Origin of the sequence: Brevundimonas naejangsanensis, assembly GCF_000635915.2 — a bacterium.
In the GTDB taxonomy this organism is placed as follows: domain Bacteria; phylum Pseudomonadota; class Alphaproteobacteria; order Caulobacterales; family Caulobacteraceae; genus Brevundimonas; species Brevundimonas sanguinis.
Window position 1 is genome coordinate 2,849,761 of the sequence record NZ_CP015614.1, and the last position, 20,314, is coordinate 2,870,074.

The window sequence follows — 20,314 nt, forward strand, 5'->3', positions numbered from 1 at the left end:
TTCGCGCCCCTATAGCGCATGGACCGGGGGCGCCATAAGGGCGAAGGCGGCGCCGGTTCGCGGCTACGCTTCATCGGACGATGATGAAGATGAAGCGAGGAACGCCTTGGTCAACTCCACCGTCTCGGCCAGCCCCAACCGGAGCACCTCCGTGCCCGGCGGCAGGGCGGCGAACAGGCGGGTCGGGCAGGCGGCGTCCAGCATGACGAAGACGCCCCGGTCGTCCGCCCGGCGGATCAGGCGACCGAACGCCTGAGCGATCCGCCCGCGCGCCAGCGCGTCGTCCCATGAGCGCCCGCCCGAGCCCGTGCCGAACCGTTCGCGCCGCGCCTTGTGCAGCAGGTCCGGGCGCGGCCACGGCACGCGGTCGAAGGCCAGGACGCGCAAGGAGCGCCCCGGCACGTCCACGCCGTCCCTGACCGCATCGGTGCCCAGCAGACAGCTGTCCCGTTCAGCCCTGAAGACATCGACCAAGGCCCCGACCTCCAGCGGATCGACGTGCTGGGCGTAGAGCGGAAGGCCCGCCCGCGCCAGCTCCGGCCCCAGCCGCTCATAGACCGCCTTCAACCGACGGATGGCGGTGAACAGGCCTAAGCCTCCGCCGCCCGCCGCCAGGAACAGTTCGCGCATGGCCGCCGCGATCTGGCGCGGGTCGTCCTTGACCAGATCATTGACGACGATGACCCGGCTGTTGGTCGCATAGTCGAACGGGCTGTCCACCTTCAGCGTTCGCGCCGGTTCGATCAGACGCGCCGCGCCGGTGCGCAGGCGGGCCAGATCGAAGGGATCTTCGGCGGCCGGATCGGACAGGGTGGCGCTGGTCACCAGCACCCCGTGCGAGGGCATGACCACGGCGGCTTCCAGCGGCACGGTCGGGTCGATCCAGTGACGGCGCAGGGCCACGTCGTGGATGCGGCCGAAAGCGGCCTCCGCGCTCAGCCAGTCGACATAGTCGGGATCGGGCCCCATGTCGCCATCTGGGCCGCCCTCCTCCAGCGCCGCCAGCATGGAGCGCCAGCCGGGCAGGGTCATGCGCGCGCGCCGGTCCATGCCGCGCAGCGCCCCCTCGATGCGAGCGCGGGCGGCGCCGTCCAGCTCGGCCGCCTCCTCGTCGAGGATGTCTTCCAGATGGCGCGACAGCGTCAGCAGCGGCGCCTCGAGGTCGGCGATGGCCTTGGCCGCCTCGCGCGCGGCCGCCAGCACCGGCTCGGTGACCGGATGCAGCGGGCACTCCAGGCCGAACTCGGTCCCGCCGCTCTCGGCGGCGCGAGCGCGCAGTTGCTCCAGCGCCGCCACCAGGAAGCGCTCGATCGGGCCGATGGGGTTCACTTCGCCGGACGCCGGCGCGATGCGGCCGGACACGCCTTCGCCGGGCAGTTGCGCCGCCGCGCGCAAGGCGTCGGTCAGGGCCGCGCGGGCGGCCTCATTGTCGGCGCACAGGTCGCCCAGCCGTTGCTCGAGCCCGCGCCCCCGACGGCCGCGCCCCTCCGGCCCGCGGATCCAGCGGCGCAGCTCGGCCGCCTCCTGCCCCGACAGGCAGGCGGAGAAGGCGCTGTCGGCGGCGTCGAACAGGTGGTGGCCCTCGTCGAAGACGATGCGCTTCAGCGCCGCCGTCTCGCCGTCCTGCTTCAGGCCGCGCGCGGTGCGGGCGCCGTCGAAGGCGGCCTGGGTCATCACCAACGCATGATTGGCCACCACCAGATCGGCCCGGCGGCTGGCGCGGATGGTCTTTTCGACAAAGCACAGGCGATAGTGGGGGCAGGCGGCGTGGACGCATTCGCCGCGCCGGTCGACCAGATTGGCCGGTCCCGCCTGATGCATGGGGGCGGTCGCATAGAGGCCCGGCAGCCAGCCGGGATAGTCGCCGCCTGTCATGTCGCCGTCGCGGGTATGGGCGGCCCAGCGCGCTGCCAGGGCCATGCCGATCAGGTCGCCGTTCCCCAGCTGCGCCGCCTGCACCATGTCCTGGAGGTTGAGCAGGCAGAGATAGTTCTCGCGGCCCTTGCGCACGACGGTCTTGCGCCGCCGCTCGGCCTCGTCGGGCCACAGGGCGCGGCTCTCGCGGTCGATCTGGCGTTGCAGGGCGCGGGTGTAGGTCGAGATCCAGGCTGCGCCTGCGTTGCGCTCGGCCCACAGGCTGGCGGGCGCCAGATAGCCCAGGGTCTTGCCCGTGCCGGTCCCCGCCTCGGCCAGAAGGACGCGCGGACGCCCCTCCTCGTTGCGGGGCGAGAAGGCGTAAGCCGCCTCGGCCGCATAGTCGGACTGGGCGGGCCGCGTCTCGTCCAGACCCGAGGCCTGAAGCAGCTTGTCCAGACGGATGCGGGCGCTCTCAGAGTCGACGGGGGCGGACCCGGCCTCGCCGCGCGGCGCCTCGTCCTCCCACTCCTGAAGCCGGGCCCAGACGTCGAGGCCCGAGCCGCGCTGCTGGCGGTCGCGCAATGGTCCGGCGCGCAGGGCTTGAAGCACGCGCGGCGCCCAGCCCCAGCCCGCCCGTTCCAGCGTCAGGGCCAGCGCGTAGGCCTCCTCCCGCCCCGGATAGGCGGGCGCGGCCAGTTCGGCCAGCAGGTCGGCGGCGGCGGCGCGCAGGGCGGCGGCCTGTGCCTCGGCGCCTCGCGGCTCCTCGCGCCCCAGGGCCAGCGCCAGCCCGGTGGCCGACGGGGCGCAAAACCGGGCCGGGCGCACGAAGGCGAACAGCTCCAACGCATCCAGCATCTGCGCCGAGCGCGGGGGCGGCGCCAGACCCAGCCGCCGCGCCGTCAGTCCGGCGTGGGCGACGATGACGTCGCCGCCGGTGAACAGGCCCTCGGCGGCCCCTCGCCCGATCTTCCTCGCGCCCTGATCGTCGCACACGGCCCCGGCCCCCGGCGGGGTGGCCAGCGCGGGGGGCAGGTCGAACGTCAGGGACGGAACGGTCCGGATGTCGGCGGATTCAACAGTCACTCTCGCTCAATAGCGCCAGAGGTGATGAAACGGAACGGGAACATGTTATAGGCCTGTCGTGACGACGCCGCGCACTGCAACGCTTCCGCCTCTGTTCGCCGACTGGTTCGCCGGTCGGGGCTGGTCGCCGCGCCGGCATCAGCTGGAGATGGTCGCCGCCGCGCAGGCCGGTCAGCACGCCCTGCTGGTGGCGCCGACCGGCGGGGGCAAGACGCTGGCGGGCTTTCTGCCCAGCCTGATCGACCTGGCCGAACGGGGGCCTCGACCCGAAACGGGGCCGGGCTCGGGCGTTCACACCCTCTATCTGTCGCCGCTGAAGGCCCTGACGACCGACGTCGAACGCAATCTGATGACGCCCATTCGCGAGATCGGGCTGAACATCCACGTAGAGAGCCGCACCGGCGACACCAAACAGTCGAAGAAGCAGCGCCAGCGCGACTTCCCGCCCGACATCCTTTTGACCACGCCGGAGCAGTTGGCCCTGTTTTGCGCCTGGGAGGGGGCGAGGGACTATTTCGCCGACCTGAAATGCGTGGTGCTGGACGAGGTCCACGCCATCTGGAGCGGCAAGCGCGGCGACCTGCTGGCGCTGGGGCTGGCGCGGTTGCAGGCGTTCGCGCCGCAGATGCGGCGGGTGGCGCTGTCGGCGACGGTGGATGATCCGCAAAAGATCGCCGACTGGCTCTCCCCTTCTCCCCCGCGGTTGCAGACCTTCGCGCCGCAGATGCGGCGGGTGGCGCTGAGCGCGACGGTGGATGATCCGGCAAAGATCGCCGACTGGCTCTCCCCTTCTCCCCTCGTGGGAGAAGGTGGGCGGCGGAGCCGCTCGGATGAGGGTGACGCTGAGAACAGACTCGACGCCGCCAGTCTGGATCAGGCCGCCCCCTCATCCCTCTCGCTGCGCGATCCACCTTCTCCCCTGAGGGGAGAAGGAGTGCGGGTTGTTTTGGGCGATCCCGGGGCGCCGCCGGTGGTCGACGTGCTGGTCAGCGAAGGCCGCGTGCCCTGGGCCGGGCACACCGGCGTTCACGCCATCCCAGAGGTCTACGACGCCATCCGGCGCGCCGAGCTCAGCCTGATCTTCGTCAACACCCGCTGGCAGGCCGAGTTCGTCTTCCAGTCCTTGTGGGCGATCAATGAGGACGACCTGCCCATCGCCCTGCACCACGGCTCGCTGGCGGCAGAACAGAGGCGCAAGGTCGAGGCGGCGATGGCGCGCGGCGACCTGAAGGCCGTGGTCTGCACCTCGACGCTGGACCTGGGCATCGACTGGGGCGACGTCGACCTGGTGATCCAGCTGGCCGCGCCCAAGGGGGCCAGTCGGCTGGTGCAGCGCATCGGCCGCGCCAACCACAGGCTGGACGAGCCCTCGCGCGCCCTGATGGTGCCGGCCAGCCGCTTCGAGATGCTGGAGTGTCAGGCCGCGCGCGAGGCGGTGGCCGAGAACGCCTTCGACTGGGAGCCGGAGCATACCGGCACGCTGGATACGCTGGCCCAGCACGTCATGGGCTGCGCCTGTTCCGAAGCCTTTGATCTGTCAGACCTATACGCCGAAGTGACGACGGCCGGCCCCTATCGCGGCCTGACCTATGAGGCCTTCGAGGAGGTGGTCGATCTGGTCGCCACCGGCGGCTATGCGCTGCGGACCTACGACCGCTTCGCCCGTATCGTGCGCACCCGCGACGGCAAGTGGAAGGTCCGCAACGCCCAGATGGCGCAGCGCCACCGGATGAACGTCGGCGCCATCGTCTCGGCCGCCAATCTCAACGTTCGCGTCGCCGGTCGCAGGGGAGGGGGCAAGCATCTGGTCGCTGGGCGCAAGGTCGGCGAGGCCGAGGAGTGGTATTTCGAGCAGATGACGCCGGGCGACACCTTCGTCTTCGCCGGTCAGGTGTGGGCCTTCCAGGGCATCGCCGGGACCGACGCCCTGGTCGCGCCCGCCGTGGATAAAGACCCGAAGATCCCCTCTTACGGAGGCTCGAAGTTCCCGCTGGGCACGTCCCTGGCCGAGCGGGTGCGGCGCATGGTGCAGGACCGCGATCACTGGCGCGTCCTGCCCTCCGACGTGCAGGAGTGGCTGGAGCTGCAGGAGCTGCGCAGCGCCATCCCTGAAGCCCAGACCCTGCTGGTCGAGACGTTTCCGAGGGGCACGCGGCATTTCCTGGTCGCCCATCCGTTCGAGGGGCGGCTGGCGCACACCACCCTGGCCATGCTGCTGACCCGGCGACTGGACCGGATGGGCGTCGGGCCGCTGGGCTTTGTGGTGACGGACTATTCGCTGGCGATCTGGTCGATCCGGCCGATGGACGACATCGATCTGGACGCCCTGTTCGAGCCGGACATGCTGGGCGACGATCTGGAGGCCTGGCTGGAGGAGAGCTTCATGATGAAGCGGTCCTTCCGCAACTGCGCCCTGATCTCGGGCCTGATCGAACAGCGCCAGCCGGGAGCCGAGAAGACCGGACGGCAAGTGACGTTTTCAACCGACCTGATCTACGACGTGCTTCGGCGGCACCAGCCTGACCACCTGCTGCTGAGAACGGCGCGCGCGGATGCGGCGACAGGGTTGCTGGACGTGGCGCGGCTGGGTCAGTTGCTGAGCCGCATCCATGGCCGCATCGTGCATAAGGCGCTGGACCGGCCCTCGCCCTTCAGCGTGCCGGTGCTGGTGCAGATCGGTCGTGAACGGGTCGGCGGCGACGCGGCCGAGATGATCCTGGATGAAAGCGCCGAGGCCCTTATCGCCGAAGTCATGGAAGACGCGCCCGAAGCGCTGAAGGGGGCGGCGTGAAGCAATCGTGCGTCCTTTTCCCCTCGGGGGAGAAGGTGGCTTGTGCAGCAAGGCGGATGAGGGGGACGCCAGTTGCGTGGTCGTCTTCTAGCGGCTTGCCTGCGGATACAGCCCCCTCATCCGAGCGGCTCCGCCGCCCACCTTCTCCCCCGAGGGGAGAAGGGCGATGAACGACGCCCTGCGCGAAACCCTGTCGCCCTATCGCCATCCCTGCGGCGGGCTGAAGCTGACGGTGAACGGCGAGGCCTGCGTGTTGCGCTGTTCCGGCTCCCTGTGGTTGCCGGGGCGTCAGGCCCTGATCGCCTCGGACCTGCACCTGGAGAAGGGTTCGGCCTTCGCGGCGCGCGGCCAGATGCTGCCGCCCTATGACAGCCCCGCGACCCTGGCCAAGCTCGAGGCCGAGATCGACGCGCTGGACCCGCGCACGGTCGTGCTGCTGGGCGACAGCTTTCATGATTCAAAGGCGGTGTCGCGCATGGAGGGCGCCCAGCTGGCGCGGCTGGAGAGGCTGGCGTCCGGGCGCGACTGGGTCTGGCTGGAAGGGAACCATGATCTGGACGCCCTGGCCGGCGCACTGGACCAGCTGCCGGGCCGCGTGGTCGAGACGATGGCGCTGGGCGGCCTGTATCTGATCCACGAGCCGCAGATCGAGCCGGCGCCCGGAGAGGTCGCGGGCCATCTGCATCCGGCCGCGCGCGTCGCCGCCTATGGCCGGGGGGTGCGACGTCCGTGTTTCGTGACCGATGGGCGACGGCTGATCATGCCCGCCTTCGGCGCCTTCACCGGGGGGCTGGACGTGCGTGATGCGGCGGTGGCGTCCCTGTTCGCGACCGCTCCCTTGGCGGCCCTGCTGGGGCGGGACAAGGTCCACGCCGTCGCCTTCGACCGCCTCAGCTGAGGCGGCGACGGCGCAAGGACGGTGCGGCCGGTCAGCCGACGTGGGGCGTGATGATCCCCAGCGGCAGGGTGGTGACGTTCTTCACCCCGCGCGTGACGATGTGGCTCTCGCAGTTGGAGACGATGCCCAGCGTCAGCAGCTTGTCGCGCAGGAACTGGTCGAAGGCGTGCATGTCGGTGGTGATGATGCGCAGGACATAGTCTTCGCGCCCGGTGATGGTGGCGCACTGCACCACCTCGGGCCAGCCCTCGACGGCTTCCTCGAAGATCTGCAGATTGTCGCGCGTCGGCAGGCTCAGCTTGACGATGGCGTAGACCTCGAAGTCCAGGCCCAGAAGTCCGGCGTCCAGCAGCGTGACACGCTTGCGTATCAGGCCAGAGTCCTCCAGTCTCTTGATCCGGCGCCAGCACGGCGACGCCGACAGGCCGACGCGATCAGCCACCTCCGCGACGGACAGGCCTGCGTCCTGCTGAAGGATGTCAAGGATGCGCGCGTCGATGGGGTCGAGTTCGTCGGCCAAAGGCTTTCTCCGAATTTGCTTTCTGCGAAATAAAATACCTCAAATTGGTATTTGGCAAGAGTGTTTTTGGAAGAGCTAACAGTGAGCCGACATGCTATGCCCTAGTTCATAAGGAAACGCGGCCGGTTCAACCGGACGGGAGGCATTGATGAAGAATACCCCGACGCTGTCGCTGCGCGTCCCGGAGCCTTCGGGCCGGCCGGGCGATACGCCTGATTTCAGCCATTTGAAGCTCGACGAACCCGGCGCGGTCGCCCGCCCCGACGTCAGCACGACGCCCGCCGAAATGCGCGATCACGCCTTCCGCCTGATCCGCGTGCTGGACGATCAGGGCAAGGCCGTCGGGCCGTGGGACCCCAAGCTGGACCCTGAGACCATGCGTCGCGGCCTGAAGGCCATGATCCTGACGCGCGCCTTCGACGACCGGATGCACCGCGCCCACCGCCAGGGCAAGACCAGCTTCTATATGAAGTGCACCGGCGAAGAGGCCATTGCGGTCGCGCAAGGCATGATCCTGAGCCGCGAGGACATGGGCTTCCCGACCTATCGCCAGCAGGGCCTTCTCATCGCGCGCGACTATCCGCTCGCGACGATGATGAACCAGATCTATTCGAACGCCGAAGACCCCATCAAGGGCCGCCAGCTGCCGATCATGTATTCGGCCAAGGACTACGGCTTCTTCACCATCTCTGGCAATCTGGGCACGCAGTATGTTCAGGCCGTGGGCTGGGGCATGGCCTCGGCTATCCGCGGCGACGACAAGATCGCCATCACCTGGATCGGCGACGGCTCGACCGCTGAGAGCGACTTCCACTCGGCCCTGACCTTCGCCGCCGTCTATCGCGCGCCGGTCATCCTGAACATCGTCAACAACCAGTGGGCCATCTCGTCCTTCCAGGGCATCGCCGGCGGACTTGAGACCACCTTCGCCTCCAAGGGCATCGGCTACGGCCTGCCCGCCCTGCGCGTCGACGGCAACGACTTCCTGGCCGTCTGGGCCGCGACCCAGTGGGCCGAGGAGCGCGCCCGAACCAACCAGGGCGCGACGATCATCGAACTGTTCACCTATCGCGGCGCCCCGCACTCGACCTCGGACGATCCCAGCCGCTACCGCCCTGGCGACGAGCACGAGAAGTGGCCGCTGGGCGATCCGATCGCCCGCCTGAAGCAACACCTGATCGGCCTGGGCGAATGGTCGGACGCACAGCAGGAAGAAGCCGAGAAGGAAGCGGTCGAGAAGGTCCGCGCCGCCGCCCGGGAATCCGAGGCCATCGGCACCCTGGGCCAATCGCGCCCCAGCGTGAAGACCATGTTCGAAGAGGTCTATGCGACCGAGGACTGGCGCCTGATCGAACAGCGCCGCGAAGTAGGAGTCTGAGTCATGGCCGAGATCAACGACAAGATTGAAGCCGACATGGTCGACCAGAAGGACGCCCCGGCGTCGGTCGCCCCGGACGGCCCGGCCATTGCGCCGATGAACATGATCCAGGCCCTGAACTCGGCCCTGGACGTCAAGATGGCCGAAGACCCGACCGTCGTCTCCTACGGCGAGGATGCAGGCTATTTCGGCGGCGTCTTCCGCGTCACCGACCACCTGCAGAAGAAGCACGGGCTGAACCGCAGCTTCGACGCCCCGATCTCGGAATCCGGCATCGTCGGAACCGCCATCGGCATGGCCGCCTATGGCCTGCGCCCGGTCGTCGAGATCCAGTTCGCCGACTACATCTATCCGGCCTACGACCAGATCGTCTCCGAAGCGGCCAAGATGCGCTATCGCTCGGGCGGCCAGTTCACCACGCCGATGGTGGTGCGCAGCCCCTATGGCGGCGGCATCTTCGGCGGCCAGACGCACAGCCAGTCGCCGGAAAGCCTGTTCACCCACATCGCCGGCCTGAAGGTGGTGATCCCGTCCAATCCCTATGACGCCAAGGGCCTGTTGCTCGCGGCGATCGAGGACGACGATCCGGTCATCTTCTTCGAGCCCAAGCGCCTCTACAACGGTCCCTTCGACGGCTGGCACGAAAAGCCGGTCAGCCCGTGGAAGGCGCAGGAACTGGCCCAGGTTCCGACCGGCAAATACATTGAGCCGATCGGCAAGGCCCGCGTGATGAAGGAAGGGTCCGACGTCACCATCCTGGCCTACGGCACAATGGTCTGGGTGGCGCTGGCGGGCGCCGAACATGCGGGCGTGGACGCCGAGGTCATCGACCTGCGCACCCTCGTGCCGCTGGACATCGAGGCCATCGAGGCCTCGGTCAAGAAGACCGGCCGCTGCGTCATCGTGCACGAGGCGCCGAAGACCTCGGGCTTCGGCGGCGAACTGAGCGCCCTGGTTCAGGAGCGCTGCTTCTATCACCTGGAGGCGCCGGTGGCGCGCGTGACCGGCTGGGACACGCCCTATCCGCACGCCTTTGAATGGGAATATTTCCCCGGACCGCAGCGGGTCGCGGACGCGCTGAAAGCCGTCATGATGGGAGGTCGCTAAGATGGGTCGTTTTGTTTTCAAGCTTCCTGACGTTGGCGAAGGCACCGCCGAGGCCGAACTGGTCGGCTGGCACGTCAAGGTCGGCGACACCGTCGCCGAGGATCAGATCGTCGCCGACGTCATGACGGACAAGGCCACGGTCGAGCTGACCAGCCCGGTCGCGGGCGTCGTCACCGCCCTGCACGGCGAGCCCGGCCAGATGATGGCCGTGCGCGGCCCGCTGGCCGAGTTCGAGGTCGAGGGCGAAGGCAATGCGGAAGCGGTCGCTGAAAGCCCCTCCACCGCTACGCGGTCCCCCTCCCCACAAGGTGGGGAGGAAAAGCCCTCGCTTTCTCCTCCCCATGCCAATGGGGAGGTGGCGCCGAAGGCGACGGAGGGGCCGACGGCCGCACCCGGAGCCAACCACGTCTTCAAACTGCCCGACGTCGGCGAAGGCACGGCCGAAGCCGAACTGGTCGGCTGGCACGTCAAGGTCGGCGACGCGGTTCAGGAAGACCAGATCCTGGCCGAGGTCATGACCGACAAGGCGACGGTCGAACTGACCAGCCCGGTCTCCGGCGTCGTCGTCGCCCTGCATGGCGAAGCCGGTCAGCAGATCGCCGTCGGCGGCCCGCTGGTCAGCTTCAACGTGGCGGGCAAGGGCAACGTCGCCGAAGCCCCCGCCGCCGCTCCGGCGCCTGCCGCCAAGGCCGAGAAGGCCGCGCCGGCTCCTGTCGCCGCACCGGCCGCCAAGTCTGCTGCTGCGCCCAAGGCCGACGCCAGGCCCGTTCCCGCCGTGACCGGCCGCCAGCCGGGCGAGCGCCCGCTGGCCTCGCCCGCCGTGCGCAACCGCGCGCGGGATCTGGGAATCGACCTGGTCTTCGTGCCGGGCAGCGGCCCCGCGGGCCGCATCGAGCACGCCGATCTGGACGCCTTCGTCGCGCGTGGCGGCACGTTTGCCCCCGCCACAGCCTCGGGCGGTTCGCTCTACGTCAAGGCCGAAGGCACCAACGAGGTCCGCATCATCGGCCTGCGCCGCAAGATCGCGGAGAAGATGGCCGAGAGCGTGCGTCGCATCCCGCACATCACCTATGTCGAGGACATCGACATGACGGCGGTGGAAGAGCTGCGCGCTCACCTGAACGCCCAGAACAAGGGCACGGGGAAGGCCAAGCTCAACGTCCTGCCCTTCATCGCCCGCGCCATCGTCGTGGCCCTGAAGGACCAGCCGAACATCAACGCCACCTATGACGACGAGGCGGGCGTGCTGACCCAGCACAACGCCGTCCATCTGGGCATCGCCGCCCAGACGCCGAACGGCCTGATGGTCCCGGTCGTCCGCCACGCCGAGGCGCGCGACGCCTATGACACCGCCGAAGAGATCGCCCGCGTCTCGGGCGCCGCCAAGGACGGCAGCGCCAAGCGCGAGGAGCTTTCCGGATCGACCATCACCATCACCTCGCTGGGCACGCTCGGCGGCGTGGTGCACACGCCCATCATCAACCACCCCGAAGTCGCCATCGTCGGTCCTAACAAGATCGAGGAGCGCGTCGTGGTGCGGGGCGGCCAGATGGTCGTGCGCAAGATGATGAACCTGTCCTCTAGCTTCGATCACCGCATCGTCGACGGCCATGACGCGGCGGTCTTCGTGCAGAGGATCAAGACCCTGCTGGAGAACCCTGCCACGCTCTGGATGGGATAACCTGATGCGAAGTCAGATTCGCAACATTAGGCAGGTGTATAAGTTTGGCGCCTTCGGAGACCCTAACTCCATGGGCGTTTGGATTTACGGAAAGCGACCGGACGGACGCACTGTAGCCTGCCAATCTCAGCTCAAAGACGGTGTCGGAATTTCCATCTGGTCCTTCACCACTAAGGGCAATGAAATGCTTCAATGCGTCACAGATTTCAGTTGCGATGAATGGGCCGAAATATCTGCCGCTTCAGCAGATGAACAGCCTCAGATCTCCAACAAAATTATTGCTGCTCGCATTGCGAACAGAGAGGCGGAATGACCCAGACCCTCAAGACCAAAGTCCTGATCATCGGCGCCGGGACCGGCGGCTATGTGGCGGGGATTCGTTGCGGCCAGTTGGGGCTGGAGACCGTGCTGGTGGATGCGTCGCCGGGCCTCGGCGGCACCTGCCTGAACGTCGGCTGCATCCCGTCCAAGGCCATCATCCACGCGGCGGGCAAGTTTGAGACGGTGGCCAAGGCCGCCGGCGACGGCACGCTGGGCATCACCGCCTCGACCCCGGCCATCGACCTGTCCAAGACGGTCGAGTGGAAGGACGGGGTGGTCAAGAAGCTGAACGCCGGCGTCGCCGCCCTGCTGAAGAAGGCCAAGGTCAAGGTCATCAAGGGCTGGGCCGAGTTCTCGGACGCCAAGACCTGCACCGTCAAAACCGAAGACGGCGACCTCCGCATCAGCGCCGAGCACGTCATCCTGGCTACGGGGTCGGAGCCGGTCGAACTGCCCTTCCTGCCCTTCGGCGGCGACGTGATTTCGTCCACCGAGGCCCTGAGCCTGCCGGAAGTGCCCAAGAAGCTGGTCGTCGTCGGCGGCGGCTATATCGGCCTGGAGCTGGGCATCGCCTTCCGCAAGCTGGGCGCCGAGGTGGCCATCGTCGAGATGGCTGATCGCATCCTGCCGCTCTACGACAAGGCCCTGACCGACCCGGTCGCCAAGTGGCTGGAGAAGCACGGCGTTCAACTGCTGCTCGGCGCCCGTGCGGGCGGCTTCGGAGACGGCAAGCTGAACGTCACCGACAAGGACGGCAATCCGATGCAGTTGGACGCCGACAAGGTGCTGGTCACCGTCGGACGCCGCGCACGCACCCAAGGCTGGGGCCTCGAAAACATGGGCGTGGCCATGAACGGCCCGTTCGTGAAGATCGACGAGCGCTGCGCCACCAGCATGAAGAACGTCTGGGCCATCGGCGACCTGACCGGCGAGCCCATGCTGGCGCACAAGGGCTCGGCCCAGGGCGAGGTCGTCGCCGAGATTATCGCCGGCCATGACCGCGTGTTCGATCCGACCACCATCGCCGCCGTCTGCTTCACCGAGCCGGAGATCGTCTCGGCGGGCCTTGGCCACGAGGACGTGAAGGGCCGCGACGACGTGATCCAGGCGGTCTTCCCCTTCGCCGCCATCGGCCGCGCCCTGGCCATCGAGGCGGGCGAGGACGGCGGCTTCGTCCGCGTCATCGCCTCCAAGTCGGATCACCGCCTGCTGGGCGTCCAGGCCGTCGGCCAACACGTGTCGGAGCTGTCCAACAGCTTCGCCCAGATGCTGGAAATGGGCGCGGTGCTGGAGGATGTCGCCGGAACCATCCACGTCCACCCAACGCTGGGCGAAGCCTTCCACGAAGCCAGCCTACGGGCGCTCGGGCACGCCATTCACATCTGAGGGCGCTATGCTCGGGTCGCGGACCCTCGCGACTTGAGCGCAGTTGAGCGGGCCGCGATTGTCGGCCCTTCGGGACCTCCCGACCCGACGCGGCCTGAGATTGTCTCGGCCCTTGGGGGCAAGAAAAGGGTCGCGCGGCGAATGCAGCGCGCCCCTTTTTTGCGTCTAGCGCCTGCTAATCAGTTCTTGGCGGGAACGCGCGTGTCCGTGGCCGGATCGACGGCGCCGGGGCGTCCCTCGGCGGCGGCCTCGGCCTGATTGGACTCCAGCTTGTCGGCGACCTTGCCCGCGCCTTCCTCGACCGCCTGAGCGGCCTTCATGGCGCCGGATTCGACCACTTCGCCGGTCTGGGCGGCGACGTCGGCGGCCTTGTCGCCGGCGGCTTCGGCGTTGGCCTCGGCCTGGTTTTGCTCGGCCTGGGTGCAGGCGGCGGCGCCGAGCGCCAGGACGGAGGCGGCGGCGATGGTCAAGGTGCGGATGCGCATGGGTGAACCCCTCTGAGATAGGAACCTTTGCCTTAACGCCGGCGGTCTCGCGCGGGTTGCGATCACCCTCAGTTCAGGTCGACCGGCAGCGTCTGGCTGGCCAGCAACTGCTCCATCGTCTTCCAGTGGTCCGGCCCCTGCCGCTGGACCCAGGCCTGCACCATGTCGCGGCCGAGGCCATAGTTGATGATGTAGGAGCGGTAGGTCTCGATAAAGCTCAGCCGCTGCGCCGCCCGGTCGCGCGCCACGAGGCTGTATTTCTGCAGCTGATCCAGCGCCGTTTCGCGGTCGATGCGCCCCGCCAGATAGGCGTCCGCCACCGTATATTCCGCCCGCGCCAGCTCGCGCGTCAGGGTCAGCAGCTGCGTCTGCGCCTCGGCTGTCGCCGGGTCCAGCCCGGCCAGCGGATACAGCACCTGCGCCTCGAACTCGGTGCGTTCATGGCCAGGGAAGGCCAGGTCGATGCCGTAGTTGGCGCTGCCCTCGGCGATGAAGGACATGGGGCTGAACAGCGGATAGACGCTCATCTCGACCCAGCCCTTGTCCTTGACGAAGGTCTGCTCCAGCAGGGCGTTGTAGACGTGGTGGCCGGGATACCCCTCGTGACAGCCCAGATCGACCGCCCGGTCGATGTAGATCGGCAGGTCGGTGTTCACCTGGATCAGGCTGAAGGCCCCGCCCTTGAACCAGTTGTATCCGGACCACGGCTTGTCATTGACGAACTCCAGGGTGAAGGTCTCGCCGGCGGGCAGGGTCATGCGGCGTTCGGTGCGCGCCTTGCACTCATGGATGGCCGCACGCATCACCGTGTCCAGCCGGTCCTTGGGGATGACGTAGCGGGCGCGGAAGGCGGCGACCCGATCCGCCAGCGGCCCCTCGCCGGGGACCAGGGCGTCGATGCGCGCCAGCACCGGATCATAGGACGACAAGGGCCGCAGTTCCGGCCGCACCCCGAACAGAGCCTCGGCCTCATCGGCGAAGCCCATCGTCTCGCCCTGCAGCATCCGCAGCCGCGCCGAGGCGGCCGCGACATGGGCCTTCAGATAGGCGCGGCGCTGGCGGCTCTGGGCGTCCAACCCAGCCTCCGGCAGGGCGTCCAGGCGCTGGGAGAGGTTGGCCGCGCCCTTGGCCAGCTGGGGCAGGGCGCGCGGCTGCGCCTTGGCCGTCTCGGCCCACTCCGCCGGGCCGTAATAGGCGTCGACATAACCCGGCTCGCGCTCGCCGATCTCCAGCGTCAGGGCGACGTAATCGCGCGCCACGGCGTCCAGACTGTCGGCGTTCGGCTTCGGCGTCGCCGCGCAGGCGGCCAGAACGGCGACGGCGCCCGCCAGGGCGGCGATGGTGGTAGCGCGCATGGACATCTCCCTCTCTCGTCCCTGACGCTAGGCCTTCGCGCGCCGCCCGCCAAGAAGCGGCCTGCGGACGCAGTTCAGGGATTGAGACCGCCCCGCCCATGCTGTAAGCACCGCCGTCCGGCCTCGTCGCCGCAGACGCACCCGTAGCTCAGCTGGATAGAGTGCTGCCCTCCGAAGGCAGAGGTCACAGGTTCGAATCCTGTCGGGTGCGCCACTTTGAACATTTGTGTGTTTTTCGCTGTCCGACAGCTGGGCGATGGCAGGGCCTTGTCAGAAGGCGGCTTTAATCGACCCGGAGCCAGACGCGCTGATGCGACCGTCGGCGCAGGCTGACGGCGCCCGACAGCCGGCGACCGGCAGTCTTGTAATCCGTGATGTAGAAAAAGGCCGACACGTCCGCCAGGATGGCATCGCCTCAGGTCGACGCCAGCTTCACAGCAAGTCTGGAAGAGGAAAGATGGCGCACCCGAAGAGATTCGAACTCCTGACCCCCAGATTCGTAGTCTGGTGCTCTATCCAGCTGAGCTACGGGTGCGCACCGCCTTGCGGGCAGGGCCGGGTATCTAGCGGGTCGCTTCCGGGCTGGCAAGTCGGTTTTCTAAGAAAAACTTGAGAAAATGCAGGGTTGGCCTGAGGGGGCGTGGGGCCTAGGCATAAGGCGCCCTGCAACGTGCTGGAGAAATTGCGTGCGCGCCTTGCCATTTTTCACCTTCCGTCCTGCCCGCAGAATGTCGGCGTTGATCGCCGGGACGGCGGCTGCGGCCCTGTTGCTGGGCGGGTGCGCCACGTCTGCGCTGGACGCTGGCGTCGCGCCGGGAGCGCAGCCTCAGGCAAGCCAGACCATCGCGCGCGGACCGTTCGTGTCGGCGGCCAATCCCCTGGCGGTCGAGGCGGGGATGAAGGTGCTGGCGCGCGGCGGGTCGGCCGTGGATGCGGCCGTGGCCGTGCAGGCGGTGCTGGGTCTGGCCGAGCCGCAGTCGTCCGGCCTGGGCGGCGGCGCCTTCATGATGTTCTATGATGGGCAGAGCGGGGCCGTCACCGTCTATGACGGGCGCGAGACGGCGCCGGCGGCCGCCACGCCTGAACTCTTCTATGAGAACGGCCAGCCGCTGGCCTTTGTCGATGCGGTGTTGAGCGGGCGCTCGACCGGGGCGCCGGGCGTGGTGCCCATGCTGGCCCTGGCGCAGAAGCAGCACGGCGCCCTGGCCTGGTCGGAGCTGTTCGGCGACGCCGAGAAACTGGCGCAGGACGGCTTTGTCGTCAGCGAGCGGCTGGCGGGCATGATCAACAGCGACGCGCCTCAGGCCAAGACCCGCTGGGCGAGCGAGTATTTCACCAAGCCGGACGGGACGCGCTATCAGGCGGGCGAGACGCTGCGGAACCCAGCCTATGCCGAGACGGTGCGCCGGATCGCGCGGGACGGCGCCGCGGCCTTGCAACAGGGGCCGCTGGCCGAGGCTATTGTGGCGGCGGTGCAGGCGGGACCGCGTCCCGGCGCCCTGACCACGGCCGACGTCGCCGGCTATCGCCCGATCGTGCGCGAGGCGGTGTGCGGTCCCTATAAGATCTACACCATCTGCGTGCCGCCGCCGCCGTCCAGCGGGGCCTCCATCCTGGAGTTGCTGGCGATGGCTGAGCGGACGCCGGATATCGACAAGGGCCCTGACAGCCCCGAGGCCTGGGCCGCCTTCGGCCAGCTGCAGCGGCTGATGTACGCGGACCGCGACCGCTATTTCGGCGATCCGGCCTTCGTCAGCGTGCCGGTGGCGGGTCTGCTGGACCCGGCCTATGTGGCGGAGCGGGCGGCGCTAGCGCCGGGCCTTCGCGGCGCGGCGCCCTACGGCGTGCCGGCGGGGGCGCCGAACGTCGGCGCGGACGCCACGCGCGAACCGGCGGGGACGTCGCACCTGGTCGTGGTGGACGCGCAAGGCAACGCCGTTAGCATGACCACCACGGTCGAGAGCCTGTTCGGCTCAGGCCGGATGGCGGGCGGCTTCTTCCTGAACAATCAGCTGACCGATTTCTCGATGGTTCCGACGGCGTCGGACGGCGCGCCTGCGGCTAACGCCGTGGCGGCGAACAAGCGGCCGCGCTCGTCGATGTCGCCGGCCCTGATCCTGGATCGCGAGGGGCGGCTGGTGGGCCTGCTGGGCTCGCCGGGCGGTTCGTCGATCCTGGCCTATAACGCCAAGGCCCTGATCGGCGCCCTGGCCTGGGGCCTGCCGCTGCAGCAGGCGTTCGACCTGCCGAACCTGGTGGCCAAGGGCGACGGCTTCGGCGCCGACACCGAGGGCTTCCCCGAGGCGGTGCGCGAAGGGATGGCGGCGCGCGGCGTGGAGTTGAGGCCTAACACGACCGAGACCTCGGGTCTGCATGGCGGGCTGTGGCGGGACGGCCGCTGGGATGGAGCGGCCGACAGCCGCCGCGAGGGCGTGGCGCGGACGCAGTAGGAGGAGGAGCCTAGCGCGGCGGGCGGATCGTCAGTTGGAAGGCCACCAGGCCTTCCGACACGTCGGTGTTGATGCCCTGATAGCCGCGCAGGCCCTTGGCTTCGATTTCGCGGTAGACCACGCCGAAGGAGCTCTGGATGGCGCCTCGGCGATAGGCCACGCCGATCGAGGCGTCGCCGAGATAGGTGCCGGCGTCCTGGGTCACGCCTGAACCGGCGAATTCGCCGTCGCGCGTGCGGGCGAAGTTGTAGCCGACCGCCCGCTTGGAGCCTGCGGCGTAGAGATACCAGCGCGGGCGGTCGCCGAACGCTTCGTCGCCGTTGGGCGCCAGACGGTCCAGGTTCTCGCCGATGCGCAGGGTGGCGCCAGCCTCGGCCGACGGGCCGTCGCTGCCGACGCCGAAGCCCGCGTGCGGCGTCAGCGACACTTCCAGCCCCGAGGCGGTGCGGCCGCTGGCCGCGGTCCAGCCGCGCGTGTAGGTGACGTCATAGCTCTCGCCCGAGAAGGCGACGGGGTCCAGGGCGCGGGGCGGCGCGGGCGAGCCGTCGGCGTGGCGCAGCTCGCCGGTGGTCGTGATCCGCAGACGGTCGGTGAAGCCGTCGCCCGCGAACCAGGCCTCTTGCCGCAGTTGGCCGGCGTCAGCGCTGAAACGCGAGGCGGTGTTGATCTGGACCGGGGCGCCGAAGGCCGCCTCAGGCTCAGCCGAGAAGGGCAGGCGGCTGTCGGCCAGGGCGGCGGCGTCCTCGAACCGGACCGCCTCGCCGCCGCGCGCGACGATGGGGCCGTCGGCTTCCATCTGCGGCAGGGCGGAAACGGGCATGGAGACGACTGTCGCCGCCCCGATCGTCAGTCCTGCCCATGCCATGCGCCGCATCAACGGTCCCTCCCGACCCGTTAACGGTTCCACTGTGCACGAACGCCGGGGAACCGCAACGGACTCTTTTGCGCCTTAATCCTAGTCAAACGAACGAAGCCGCCCGGAGAGGGTTCCCCCCGGGCGGCTGAAAGGCGATGGCGATGAGGGCTAAGGCTTGCCTTACTGGCAGGCCAGACACTCGTCGTAGTCGATGCGGGTGACGGAGAAGAGGTCCGGCTGGTTCGGATCGATCTCGGCTTCGACCTTGTCCTCGGCGCCGGCGAAGGCGGCGCGCTGCACCGACTTGGAGCGCAGATAATAGAGCGACTTCAGGCCCCGCTCCCACGCCGACCAGTGCAGCATGTGCAGGTCCCACTTGTTGACGTCGCCGGGGATGAACAGGTTCAGCGACTGCGCCTGGCAGATGTCGCCGGTGCGGTCGGCGGCCAGTTCGATGACCCAGCGCTGGTCCAGTTCGAAGGCGGTCTTGAAGACGGCCTTCTCTTCGTCGCTGAGCGCGTCCAGGTGCTGGACCGAACCTTCGTGCTCAAGGATCGACGACCAGACGGCCTCGGTGTCGATGCCCTTCTCGCCCAGCAGCTTCTGCAGATAGGGGTTCTTGACCGCGAAGGAGCCCGACAGGGTCTTGTGGGTGTAGATGTTGGCCGGGATCGGCTCGATGCCCGCCGAGGTCCCGCCGCAGATGATCGAGATCGAGGCGGTCGGGGCGATGGCCAGCTTGTGCGAGAAGCGCTCCATGACGCCGCGCTCGGCGGCGTCGAGGCAGGGGCCCTTCTCCTCGGCCAGGGTGCGGCTGGCCTTGTCGGCCTCGCGGCGCAGGTGCTTGAACAGGCGCATGTTCCAGCTCTTGGCCATGGCCGATTCAAAGGCCACGCCCTGCGCCTGCAGGAAGGAGTGGAAGCCCATCAGGCCCAGGCCCACCGAACGCTCGCGCTGGGCCGAATAGACGGCGGCGGCCATCGACGACGGGGCGCGGGTGATGAAGTCCTCGAGCACATTGTCGAGGAAGCGCATGATGTCCTCGATGAAGCGGGGCTCCTCGCGCCACTCCAGGAAGGTCTCGGCGTTGACCGACGACAGGCAGCACACGGCGGTGCGCTCGACGCCCTTATGGTCCAGGCCCGTGTGCAGCATGATTTCCGAGCACAGGTTGGACTGCTTGACCGACAGGCCCAGATCCTTCTGGTGCTGCGGCATCTGCCGGTTCACCGTGTCCGAGAAGATCAGATAGGGCTCGCCCGTCTGCATCCGGATTTCCAGGATCTTGGTCCACAGGTTGCGGGCGTCGACGGTTTTGCGCACCTCGCCGGTCTTGGGCGAGATCAGGTCGAAGCTCTTGCCGTCCCGCACCGCTTCCATGAAGGCGTCGGTGATGTTGATGCCGTGGTGCAGGTTCAGCGAGCGCCGGTTGAAGTCGCCCGAGGGTTTACGGATCTCGAGGAACTCTTCGATCTCCGGGTGGTGCACGTCCAGATAGACGGCGGCCGAGCCGCGACGCAGGGACCCTTGCGAAATCGCCAGGGTCAGCGAATCCATCACGCGGATGAAGGGGATGATGCCCGAGGTCTGGCCCGCGCCCTTGACCTTCTCGCCGATGGAGCGGACGCCGCCCCAATAGGTGCCGATGCCGCCGCCGTTGGAGGCCAGGGAGACGTTCTCGTTCCAGACGTTCTGGATGCCGTCCAGGCTGTCGTTGACCGCGTTCAGGAAGCAGGAGATCGGCAGGCCGCGATCGGCGCCGCCGTTCGACAGGACGGGCGTGGCCGGCATGAACCACAGCTTGGACATATAGTCATAGACGCGCTGGGCGTGCTCGGCGTCGTCGGCGTAGGCCGTGGCGACGCGGGCGAACATGTCCTGATAGCTTTCGCCCGCCAGCAGGTAGCGGTCTTCCAGCGTCTTTTTGCCGAAATCGGTCAGCAGGGCGTCGCGCGAGCGGTCCAGCTTCAGGCCGCCCACCACCTTCAGGTCCGGCTTCAGCTCGATCGGAGCCGGGGAAACCTGAGAGAATTCCGTTGTCTGCAACGCTTCGCCGCCAGCCATCTCGCTATCCCGCTCTTGCTTGGAAACCACTAGATGTAGTGGGTACCCTGTCCGGAAGTGACTAAATCGGCATTAACGTCCG

At 68.4% G+C, this 20,314-nt stretch carries 14 protein-coding genes and 2 tRNA genes; 9 read left to right on the forward strand and 7 right to left on the reverse strand.

Translation table 11 applies throughout. The annotated features are described in order from the left end of the window. Nucleotides 1–63: 63 nt before the first annotated feature. Nucleotides 64–2,940, reverse strand: a complete 2,877-nt coding sequence (locus DA69_RS13645; protein WP_025976639.1) for an ATP-dependent DNA helicase — start codon at nt 2,938–2,940, stop codon at nt 64–66. 58 nt (nt 2,941–2,998) lie between these two features. On the opposite strand from DA69_RS13645, the gene DA69_RS13650 reads away from it, so the two are divergent. Together DA69_RS13650 and pdeM are read left to right on the forward strand one after the other, a co-directional pair. Beyond that, complete coding sequence (locus DA69_RS13650) at nt 2,999–5,731, forward strand: ligase-associated DNA damage response DEXH box helicase (RefSeq protein WP_025976638.1); 2,733 nt, start codon at nt 2,999–3,001, stop codon at nt 5,729–5,731. A 166-nt stretch (nt 5,732–5,897) separates the two neighbouring features. Continuing rightward, nucleotides 5,898–6,629, forward strand: a complete 732-nt coding sequence (gene pdeM, locus DA69_RS13655; RefSeq protein WP_025976637.1) for a ligase-associated DNA damage response endonuclease PdeM — start codon at nt 5,898–5,900, stop codon at nt 6,627–6,629. A gap of 31 nt (nt 6,630–6,660) precedes the next feature. On the opposite strand, the gene DA69_RS13660 is transcribed toward pdeM, so the two are convergent. Then, nucleotides 6,661–7,149 (reverse strand): Lrp/AsnC family transcriptional regulator, encoded by a 489-nt coding sequence (locus DA69_RS13660; protein WP_025976636.1) that lies wholly within the window; start codon nt 7,147–7,149, stop codon nt 6,661–6,663. A 148-nt stretch (nt 7,150–7,297) separates the two neighbouring features. Here DA69_RS13660 and DA69_RS13665 point away from each other — a divergent pair, with 148 nt between their 5' ends. From DA69_RS13665 to lpdA, 5 genes are read left to right on the forward strand one after another with little or no spacing between them, the layout of a single operon-like run. Further along, entirely contained in the window at nt 7,298–8,527 is a 1,230-nt protein-coding gene (locus tag DA69_RS13665; protein ID WP_025976635.1) for a 3-methyl-2-oxobutanoate dehydrogenase (2-methylpropanoyl-transferring) subunit alpha, read from the forward strand. A gap of 36 nt (nt 8,528–8,563) precedes the next feature. Further along, the gene (locus DA69_RS13670; RefSeq protein ID WP_419177575.1) at nt 8,564–9,634 is read left to right on the forward strand and encodes an alpha-ketoacid dehydrogenase subunit beta; all 1,071 of its coding nucleotides are present in this window, start codon (nt 8,564–8,566) and stop codon (nt 9,632–9,634) included. A 1-nt stretch (nt 9,635) separates the two neighbouring features. Then, complete coding sequence (locus DA69_RS13675; RefSeq protein ID WP_025976633.1) at nt 9,636–11,315, forward strand: 2-oxo acid dehydrogenase subunit E2; 1,680 nt, start codon at nt 9,636–9,638, stop codon at nt 11,313–11,315. A 4-nt stretch (nt 11,316–11,319) separates the two neighbouring features. After that, complete coding sequence (locus DA69_RS14620; protein WP_134581765.1) at nt 11,320–11,628, forward strand: hypothetical protein; 309 nt, start codon at nt 11,320–11,322, stop codon at nt 11,626–11,628. Beyond that, entirely contained in the window at nt 11,625–13,022 is a 1,398-nt protein-coding gene (lpdA, locus tag DA69_RS13680) for a dihydrolipoyl dehydrogenase (RefSeq protein WP_025976632.1), read from the forward strand. The genes DA69_RS14620 and lpdA overlap by 4 nt, the downstream gene beginning before the upstream one ends. A 179-nt stretch (nt 13,023–13,201) precedes the next feature. On the opposite strand, the gene DA69_RS13685 is transcribed toward lpdA, so the two are convergent. Continuing rightward, nucleotides 13,202–13,507: a hypothetical protein gene (locus DA69_RS13685; RefSeq protein ID WP_025976631.1), complete on the reverse strand. Its 306-nt coding sequence runs from the start codon at nt 13,505–13,507 to the stop codon at nt 13,202–13,204. A 68-nt stretch (nt 13,508–13,575) separates the two neighbouring features. Further along, complete coding sequence (locus tag DA69_RS13690) at nt 13,576–14,862, reverse strand: hypothetical protein (protein WP_025976630.1); 1,287 nt, start codon at nt 14,860–14,862, stop codon at nt 13,576–13,578. Between the two features lie 137 nt (nt 14,863–14,999). Here DA69_RS13690 and DA69_RS13695 point away from each other — a divergent pair. Beyond that, nucleotides 15,000–15,076, forward strand: a tRNA-Arg gene (locus DA69_RS13695). 244 nt (nt 15,077–15,320) lie between these two features. Here the strand turns inward: DA69_RS13695 and DA69_RS13700 are convergent. After that, nucleotides 15,321–15,397: transfer RNA gene (locus tag DA69_RS13700), tRNA-Arg, on the reverse strand. A gap of 193 nt (nt 15,398–15,590) precedes the next feature. On the opposite strand from DA69_RS13700, the gene DA69_RS13705 reads away from it, so the two are divergent. Next, a complete protein-coding gene (locus DA69_RS13705) occupies nt 15,591–17,312 on the forward strand; it encodes a gamma-glutamyltransferase family protein (protein WP_029972381.1) in 1,722 nt (573 codons plus the stop codon). A 10-nt stretch (nt 17,313–17,322) separates the two neighbouring features. On the opposite strand, the gene DA69_RS13710 is transcribed toward DA69_RS13705, so the two are convergent. Both DA69_RS13710 and DA69_RS13715 read right to left on the reverse strand, forming a co-directional pair. Then, nucleotides 17,323–18,177 (reverse strand): lipid A-modifier LpxR family protein, encoded by an 855-nt coding sequence (locus tag DA69_RS13710; RefSeq protein ID WP_029972380.1) that lies wholly within the window; start codon nt 18,175–18,177, stop codon nt 17,323–17,325. Nucleotides 18,178–18,348: 171 nt separating this feature from the next. Further along, nucleotides 18,349–20,232, reverse strand: coding sequence for a ribonucleoside-diphosphate reductase subunit alpha (locus tag DA69_RS13715; RefSeq protein ID WP_025976627.1), 1,884 nt, complete (start codon nt 20,230–20,232; stop codon nt 18,349–18,351). Nucleotides 20,233–20,314 lie beyond the last annotated feature (82 nt).

What these genes read in the sequence shown, in the direction of transcription:
- pdeM (WP_025976637.1), top strand. Translation starts at nt 5,898, where the DNA reads ATGAACGACGCCCTGCGCGAAACCCTGTCGCCCTATCGCCATCCCTGC.
- DA69_RS13665 (WP_025976635.1), top strand. Translation starts at nt 7,298, where the DNA reads ATGAAGAATACCCCGACGCTGTCGCTGCGCGTCCCGGAGCCTTCGGGC.
- DA69_RS13670 (WP_419177575.1), top strand. Translation starts at nt 8,564, where the DNA reads ATGGTCGACCAGAAGGACGCCCCGGCGTCGGTCGCCCCGGACGGCCCG.
- DA69_RS13675 (WP_025976633.1), top strand. Translation starts at nt 9,636, where the DNA reads ATGGGTCGTTTTGTTTTCAAGCTTCCTGACGTTGGCGAAGGCACCGCC.
- DA69_RS14620 (WP_134581765.1), top strand. Translation starts at nt 11,320, where the DNA reads ATGCGAAGTCAGATTCGCAACATTAGGCAGGTGTATAAGTTTGGCGCC.
- lpdA (WP_025976632.1), top strand. Translation starts at nt 11,625, where the DNA reads ATGACCCAGACCCTCAAGACCAAAGTCCTGATCATCGGCGCCGGGACC.
- DA69_RS13685 (WP_025976631.1), bottom strand. Translation starts at nt 13,507, where the DNA reads ATGCGCATCCGCACCTTGACCATCGCCGCCGCCTCCGTCCTGGCGCTC.
- DA69_RS13690 (WP_025976630.1), bottom strand. Translation starts at nt 14,862, where the DNA reads ATGCGCGCTACCACCATCGCCGCCCTGGCGGGCGCCGTCGCCGTTCTG.
- DA69_RS13705 (WP_029972381.1), top strand. Translation starts at nt 15,591, where the DNA reads ATGTCGGCGTTGATCGCCGGGACGGCGGCTGCGGCCCTGTTGCTGGGC.
- DA69_RS13710 (WP_029972380.1), bottom strand. Translation starts at nt 18,177, where the DNA reads ATGGCATGGGCAGGACTGACGATCGGGGCGGCGACAGTCGTCTCCATG.
- DA69_RS13715 (WP_025976627.1), bottom strand. Translation starts at nt 20,232, where the DNA reads ATGGCTGGCGGCGAAGCGTTGCAGACAACGGAATTCTCTCAGGTTTCC.